Below are 7,823 nucleotides of genomic sequence, written 5' to 3'. Positions count from 1 at the left end.
AGTTGAGTATTGTACTATTTTGTTTTTAATTGACTATAGGTTTTCAGACGACCTTTTTGGCGCAGATTAAAACGAATTTAATCGGGCAATGCCCGTTTGCCGAAATCCTCAAACGATAAAGAAGAGAACAGGCAAAGCATCCCGTTTCCCTAAAATCCAAACATACAAAAAGGTCGTCTGAACATTTTCAGACGACCTTTTGCGTTGTTGAAACTTAAGCCAAAGAAGCGTTTACAAATGCGGTCAATTGACCTTTTGCCAAAGCGCCGACTTTGGTGGCAACGTTTTCGCCATTTTTAAACACCATCAGCGTTGGGATACCGCGCACGCCGAATTTAGCGGGAGTGGCTTCGTTGTCGTCGATGTTGAGTTTGACGACTTTCAGACGACCTTCAAATTCGGCGGCGATGTCGTCCAAGATCGGAGCGATCATTTTGCAAGGGCCGCACCAAGGTGCCCAGAAGTCCAGCAATACGGGGACGTCGGATTTCAAAACGTCTTGTTCGAAATTTGCATCGGAGGTGTGAATAATCAGTTCGCTGCTCATAGGATTTTTCCTTTTTGTGTCAAATTGAATCAGATGTTGTGCAGGATAGGGCTTGGGGCTGAAAATTTCAAGTGTCGCAAAAATGTAATAGCTTTTTTGTAAGGTTGCCATCGGGATTGGCTAATGTTTTTCAGACGACCTATCCGACAGTTCAGCCTGCCCTAAAGCTCATCAGATGGCGCGTGTAATCGCTGGAAGGGTTGGCAAATACGGTTTCGCAGCCGCCCTCTTCGACGATTTTGCCGTCTTTCAACACCATCACGCGGTGCGACAGGGCGCGGATGACGGCGAGGTCGTGGCTGATGATGATGAGGCTGAGACCGTGTTGTTTTTGCAAATCGGCGAGCAGCTCCAGAATCTGTTGCTGCCATTGTACGTCGAGCGCGCTGGTCGGTTCGTCCAAAACAAGGATTTTCGGGCGGACGATGATGGCGCGGGCGATGGCGAGCCGCTGGCGTTGTCCGCCGGAAAAGGCGTGCGGATAGCGTTCGAGCGCATCTTCGGGCAGACCGACCTGCCGCAATACGTCTTGCACGCGCTGCCGCATTTCTGCGCGTGACAAATCGGGCTCGTGGACGCGCAGGGCTTCGGAAACGATATTAAAGACGTTCATGCGCGGGTTGAATGCGCCGAAGGGGTCTTGAAACACCATTTGGATGTCGCGTCTCGATTCGCGCGTCCAAGCTTCGCCGTTGATTTTCAGACGACCTTCCGCATCGATAAGGTGCATCACGGCTTTTGCGAGCGTGGTTTTGCCGCAGCCGCTCTCGCCGATGATGCCCAGCGTTTCGCCCGCTTTCAAATCGAAGGAAACCGGCTCCAGCAGGGTTTTGCTGCGTTTTTTGAACCAGCCCGCCGTTTCTTTGACGGCAACGGAAAGCTGCTCCGCCTGCAAGACGGTGGCGGGCTTGTCCGCCAAAGGCACGACCTTGCGCGCAGCGCCGGCATTCAACAGCATTTGCGTGTATTCGTGTTGCGGGCGGGCAAACACTTCCGCCGCTGCACCCGTTTCGACAATGCGTCCGCCGCGCATCACGGCAACGTCGTCTGCAAAACGGCGGACAAGGTTCAGGTCGTGGGTGATGTAGAGCATGGTCATGTTGTGCGCCTGCTGCAAACGCGCCAACAAATCGAGAATCTGCGCCTGCACGGCGACATCCAAGGCGGTGGTCGGTTCGTCGGCAATCAGGAGCTTGGGTTCGGCGGCAACCGCCATCGCAATCATCGCCCGTTGCCGCTGTCCGCCGGAAAGCTGGAAGGGATAGGCAAAGGCTTTCTGCTCCGGCTCGCGGATGCCGGTTTCCGCCAAGAGTTCGACCGCCCTCGCCCATGCCTGTTTTTTGTCCAAACCCAGATGCAGGGTCAACACTTCTGCAATCTGCGCGCCGACGCGCATCACGGGGTTGAGCGCGGTCATCGGCTCTTGAAACACCATACCGATTTCCCGTCCGCGCAGCTTTTGCAGGGCGCGTTCGGATTGGGTCAGCAAATCGTTGCCGTCGAACTTCAGACGACCTTCAAACGACACCAGCGGATTCAGCCGCATAATGCCCTGCGCCAACACGGTTTTACCGCTGCCGCTTTCGCCGACCAATGCCAGTTTCCTGCCGGTCTGTACGGTCAGGCTGACATTGTGCAGGACTTGCTTGCCGGGGAAAAAGGCGTTTAGGTTTTCAATTTCAAGGATGGGTTTCGTCATGGTATCGAGGTCGTCTGAAAACGGAAAACGGGTGGAATCAAATCGGCAATACTCGCGCCACTCAGGCAAGAATCTATCGGATGATTAGCATTTCATACAGTCAGTAAACATCTGCTTTCTGCTTTTCAGACGACCTCTGATTCAAACCCGCAAACCGAGGTCGTCTGAACGCTTATTATTTCTGAAACTGCTCTTTCAACACCCGTTTCAACACTTTGCCCGTGGCGTTTTTCGGCAGTTCGTCTTTAAAGTAAATCTGTTTGGGGATTTTGAAATTCGCCAAATGTCCGCGCAAATGGGCGCGCACGTCGGCTTCGTCCAACGTTTCGCCGTCTTTGAGTTGGATAAAGGCAATGATTTCTTCGTCGGCATATTGGTCTTTCACACCGATGACGGCTGCGGCTTCGACGGCGTCAAGTTTGTAAATCGCCTCTTCGATTTCGCGCGGATAAACGTTTTGCCCTTTGGAAATAATCAGGTCTTTTTTGCGGTCGACGATAAAGATAAAGCCGTCTTCGTCTATCGTGACAAAATCGCCTGTTTTCAGCCAGCCGTTGACGATGGCTTCGTCCGTGGCATCGCGCATATTCAGGTAGCCCTGCATGACCGAACCGCCTTTGACGATGAGTTCGCCCACTTCGCCCGTCGGCACTTCGACCAATTCGTCGTTGACGGCTTTGACTTCCAATCCGGGCAAGGCGATACCGACGCTGCGGGCTTTTTGCCTTTCAGGCGTGTTGACGGCGACGACGGGCGAGCATTCGCTCAAGCCGTAGCCTTCCAAAAGCTTGGCACGCGGGAACTTCGCTTTAAAGTCGAGGATGGTTTGTTCCGCCAAAGGCGCACCGCCGCTGATAAACAGACGGACGCGGTTGAACCATCTGAAATACCAAGGGATTTTCGCTTTGCTCATGGCGGTGTAAATCGCGGGCACGCCCAAAAACACGGTCGCGCGTTTGAATAAAACCTGTTTCAAAACGTTGGAGAACGGGAAAACGGATTTCACCAAAATAATCGAACACGCCATATAAATCGGCAGCAACACCATGGCCGTCAGCGTAAAGCTGTGGAACATCGGCAGGAACACGACGAAGCGGTCGCGTTTGGTAATCTTAAAGATGCGCTCGATGCCTTCAAGGTTGGAAAACAGGTTGCCATAGCTGATCAACGCGCCTTTAGGATGGCCTGTCGTGCCGGAAGTGTAAATAATATGCGCCAAATCATCGATTTTCGGTTGGCGGCTCAAATCGGGCGTACCCGAGAAACGGCGCGCTTCTTCAAAACGCACATCGGCTTCGTCCGCTGCTTTCGCCTCGCCTATCCAAATGATTTTTTCAACACGGGTCTGTTTTTTCAGCCCCTTCAATTCTTTCTGCAAACTTGCCGAAGCAAACATAAACCGCGCTTTGCAGTCGTTCAAAATATACGCGTATTCGTTGTTTTTCAAAAACGTATTCATCGGTACGGCAACCGCGCCGATGGCGGAGACGGCAAAATAGGCGCTGATAAACTCCGGCGAATTGGATACCGCCAAAGCCACTTTGTCGCCGAATTTGACGCCCATATTTTGCAGATATGCGGCTACGGCATCGACTTCCTGCTTGAGTGCGTGGTAGGTGGTTTTTTCTTTGTCGTTGAACACCGCAGTACCTTTGCCGTTTTTATGGCAGGCAGCGGCCAGCATTTCGTAGAAGTTTGTGTTGTGTGTTTGATTCATTGGAATTCTTCAAAAATTAAGTGAGTAAAATATTTTTGCGGTCGCGCCCATAAACAGGTTTTTCGCCCTGAAAACAAGCTCGGCCTGAAAAGCCATCTATATAGCAGGAAAATGAGCTGCCGGCTATTTTTATATTCATCCGCAATACGGAAAATCATCCCCTCGCGCGCACGTCAAACGCCTGACGCAAGCCCTCGCCTATCATCACCAGCAAAAGCAGCATAACCGTCAGCGTACCGACGGTGGACAAGCCTATCCACCAAGCGTCCAAGTTGTCCTTGCCCTGAGCCAAGAGTTCGCCCAAGCTCGCCTGCGACGCGGGAACGCCCAAACCGAGGAAATCCAAGCTGGTCAGCGCAAGCACCGCGCCGGAGATGCGGAAAGGCAGGAACGCCAATACAGGCGTGAGGCTGTTGGGCAGGATGTGCCGCCACATAATCGCGCGGTTGCCCACACCCATCGAACGCGCCGCCAAAACGTAATCCGCCTGACGGTTTTTCAAAAACTCGGCGCGGACGTAGTCCGACAGCCCCATCCAGCCGAACAGCGACAGCAACACCAGCAATATCAGCAGACTGGGATTGAAAAACGAAGACAGGATAATCAAGAGGTAAAGCTCCGGCATCCCGCCCCAGATTTCGATAAAACGCTGCATCAAGAGGTCGGTTTTGCCACCGAAATAACCCTGCACCGCGCCGGTGATCACGCCGATTACGGTCGTTACCAAAGTCAGCGCAAGGGCGAACAACAGGGAATCGCGGAATCCGTAAACCAAACGTGCCAAGACATCACGACCGCGGTCGTCCGTGCCGAGCAAGTGCCTTTCGGACGGACTTGCAGGGTCAGGCTGCGTGTCGAAATCATTGAGCGTATCGGCATCGTAGGGATTGGGCAGATAAACGGCGTAATTACCGTTTGACGTGATGTTGCCGCGTATCAGCGGATCAAGATAATCGGCAGGCGTGTCGAAATCGCCACCGAACACAGTTTCGTTGTATTCGTTTACCAGCGGAAAATAATATTCGCCCTGATAACGTATCCACAAGGGTTTGTCGTTGCTCCACAAAGGCGCAAGCAGCGCGACGGCGAACAAAACGGCTAAAACCCGCAGCGCGAACCAGCCGCGTTTGTGTTGCTTGAATGCCTGCCAAGTGGGGTTTGAAGTGTGTGTTTTCATGGTTTGGAAAGGTTTATCAGTCATGATTCGGAAACATATTTTTCAGACGACCTATTTCTGTCCGCCGAAATGAATGCGCGGATCGACCCACGAATAAGAAATATCCGACACCAATTTCGCCAGCAAACCCATCAACGTGAACACATACAGCGTCCCCATCACCACCGGATAATCGCGCTTCATCACCGCCTCGTAGGAAAGCAGCCCCAGCCCGTCGAGCGAGAACAAGGTTTCAATCAGCAGGCTGCCGGTGAAAAACGCGCCGATAAAGGCAGCGGGAAAGCCGGTAATCAGCGGAATCATCGCGTTGCGGAAAACGTGTTTCCACAAAATCTGCTTTTCCGGCAAACCCTTGGCGCGGGCGGTATAGACATATTGACGGCGGATTTCTTCAAGAAACACGTTTTTCGTCAACACCGTCGTTACCGCCAGACTGCCCGCCACCGAAGCCGTAATCGGCAGCGCCATGTGCCACAGATAATCTTTAATTTTGCCCGCCCACGACAGCGTGTCGAAATCATCGCCGACCAAACCGCCCTGCGGGAACCACGCAAAAAAGCTGCCGCCGCCGAACAACACCAGCAGCACCAAACCCAACACAAACGGCGGTATGGTATAACCGACCAGCACCACCATCCCCGTTACCGCGTCAAAACGGCTGCCGTCGCGCACCGCCTTGGCAATGCCCAACGGGATACAAATCAGATAAGTCAGAAAAAACGTCCACAAGCCCAAACTCATCGACACCGGCATTTTCTGTTTGACCAGCTCGAACACGGTTTCATGATGGAAAAAACTCTTGCCCAAATCAAAACGGGCAAACCGCCACACCATATCCGCAAACCGCGTCAACGGCGGCTTGTCGAAACCGTACAGCGCATTCAACGCCGCCAAATCTTCCGGACTGATGCGGTTGCCGTTTTTCATAATATTGCCCGCCGTCGCATTCGCCGTCTCGCCGCTGACCGCACCATGCGTCAACTGCTGCACCATCTGCTCCACCGGTCCGCCCGGCACGAATTGGATAACGGCAAAAGTAATCGCCAAAATCCCCAACAGCGTGGGGAATAAGAGTAATAGGCGGTGGAGGATGTAACGGTACATGCTTGGGGTATTCCTCTATTTGGGTTTTAAGGTCGTCTGAAAAGTACGGATTGCTTTCAGACGACCTATACTTTTAATACTTGTAAAAAATTTAACTGATAAGCCAGCTAATAAACCTATCCAGCAAATCTTTCTGATTATTGCCAGCCGCTTCGACCATTTCCAATGTCAAACTATCCGGCCACACAATAAAATATCCGTAACGCCCTTTTTTGATAAGTGCACCGGCTTTCTTACCTGTATCTGTCAAACGGTGGAACTTACCGTCTATTTCCTGCAAACCTGCATGACACAGTTTCGCATTGCATTCTTCCGTTGTTACTCCCCATTTTTCTGCCAGCTTAGCGACAGTCAATGTATCGTATTTTTTAGCAATTTCTATATTCTGATTTTTCTGCGAAACTTGCTCTTTTTCTACGACGTCAACTGAAATTTTAACTTCATCGCTAATACGGATAATACGCTGCGCTTCGCTATAAGCATCTTGATAGACTTCTCCATCTTCACTACGCTTCAGCAAGATACCCATTTCATTATTATTTACTTGGCTGAATTCATATAAATTCAGGCTTGTAATAATGCAAGCATCTTCGCTGACGTAACATTTTGCATGAAGATTCGGACAATAGCTTGTACGAACATAATTTAAATTTTTCAACCAAGCTGCCTCTGAAGGCTGTAATTCACTTTTACCATATACAATCCGCACATCGATTTTCATGCGGTCTTTGTCTTCCAAAAGCTCTTTTACCCTATCGTTTAATTTTAGATAAGGGCTAATCAAATAAAGCCGTTCCTGTGCATTTTTAATTAACTCCTCCAAGTAATACGTTGTACCGCTGGTATTTAAAAATTTTGCCATTTTCTTCTTTCCTGCAATGTTTATTTGATTTTTTCGCGGGCAAAGCCCACGCTACACGGTTGCTTTATATTCTTCTGGCAATTGAACCAATAGACTTCACTATCGTTTAGGTCGTCTGAAAATTGAAGCGGCAAACTTTCAGACGACCTCTCTTATTTTTCCAAAGCCTCTTGCAGTTTCTTTTCAATCAAATCCGCGTCAAACGACTTGGCAATCAGCTCGAAGCGCGAGTCGCGCCGCCATGAGACTTGGTTGGCGCCCCATTGCCCATCCACCCAGTTGAGCCACACCCATGTACCGAGCACTTGGAACACGCCTTTGGCGCGGACGAGGCCGTCTGTGAATTTGGGCAGGTCGTTGAAGAAGTTGGTCAATTTTTCGCCGTCGAAATCGCGTCCGGCGGGGAATGTGAAACCTTGCGACTGGAAGCCCATCGTGTTGTCCGGCAGGGCTTTGAGGCGGTAGCGTGATTTTTCGATGACGGGAATATCGAGCCATTGGATGTCGAGTTGTGCGTTTTGGACTTCGGCCACTTTGGCTTTGGGTGGAAACAGTTTTGCCGCTTTGTCGTGAAATTCGGCAAGCTGTTCGGGGGTGCATAAATCGGTTTTGCTGGCGACCAATACATCACAGATGCCGATTTGGTCTTTATACAACGCCTGCTGCGCGTAATCGGGGTTGATGAACTGGCGCGGATCGACGACGGTAAAGACGGCA

7 protein-coding genes are annotated in these 7,823 nt (G+C 51.1%); all 7 read right to left on the bottom strand.

Annotated features, from left to right (window positions below):
- Positions 1-214 precede the first annotated feature (214 nt).
- Complete coding sequence (gene trxA, locus HMPREF1051_RS02295) at positions 215-547, bottom strand: thioredoxin TrxA (RefSeq protein ID WP_003763849.1); 333 nt, start codon at positions 545-547, stop codon at positions 215-217.
- 151 nt (positions 548-698) lie between these two features.
- Positions 699-2,246 (bottom strand): ABC transporter ATP-binding protein, encoded by a 1,548-nt coding sequence (locus HMPREF1051_RS02290; protein ID WP_036491361.1) that lies wholly within the window; start codon positions 2,244-2,246, stop codon positions 699-701.
- A gap of 175 nt (positions 2,247-2,421) precedes the next feature.
- On the bottom strand, positions 2,422-3,963 hold the full coding sequence (locus HMPREF1051_RS02285) for a fatty acid--CoA ligase (RefSeq protein ID WP_003763853.1): 1,542 nt from the start codon (positions 3,961-3,963) through the stop codon (positions 2,422-2,424).
- 154 nt (positions 3,964-4,117) lie between these two features.
- Entirely contained in the window at positions 4,118-5,164 is a 1,047-nt protein-coding gene (locus HMPREF1051_RS02280) for an ABC transporter permease (RefSeq protein ID WP_003763857.1), read from the bottom strand.
- 27 nt (positions 5,165-5,191) lie between these two features.
- The gene (locus tag HMPREF1051_RS02275) at positions 5,192-6,244 is read right to left on the bottom strand and encodes an ABC transporter permease subunit (RefSeq protein ID WP_003763851.1); all 1,053 of its coding nucleotides are present in this window, start codon (positions 6,242-6,244) and stop codon (positions 5,192-5,194) included.
- A 91-nt stretch (positions 6,245-6,335) separates the two neighbouring features.
- On the bottom strand, positions 6,336-7,106 hold the full coding sequence (locus HMPREF1051_RS02270) for a phospholipase D family protein (RefSeq protein ID WP_003763861.1): 771 nt from the start codon (positions 7,104-7,106) through the stop codon (positions 6,336-6,338).
- 152 nt (positions 7,107-7,258) lie between these two features.
- Positions 7,259-7,823 (bottom strand): CobW family GTP-binding protein (locus HMPREF1051_RS02265; protein ID WP_003763859.1); only part of this gene is annotated, 565 nt, incomplete at its 5' end.

It is taken from the genome of Neisseria sicca VK64 (assembly GCF_000260655.1).
Classification (GTDB): Bacteria; Pseudomonadota; Gammaproteobacteria; order Burkholderiales; family Neisseriaceae; genus Neisseria; species Neisseria sicca_B.
This window is presented reverse-complemented; position numbering and strand designations above follow the sequence as displayed.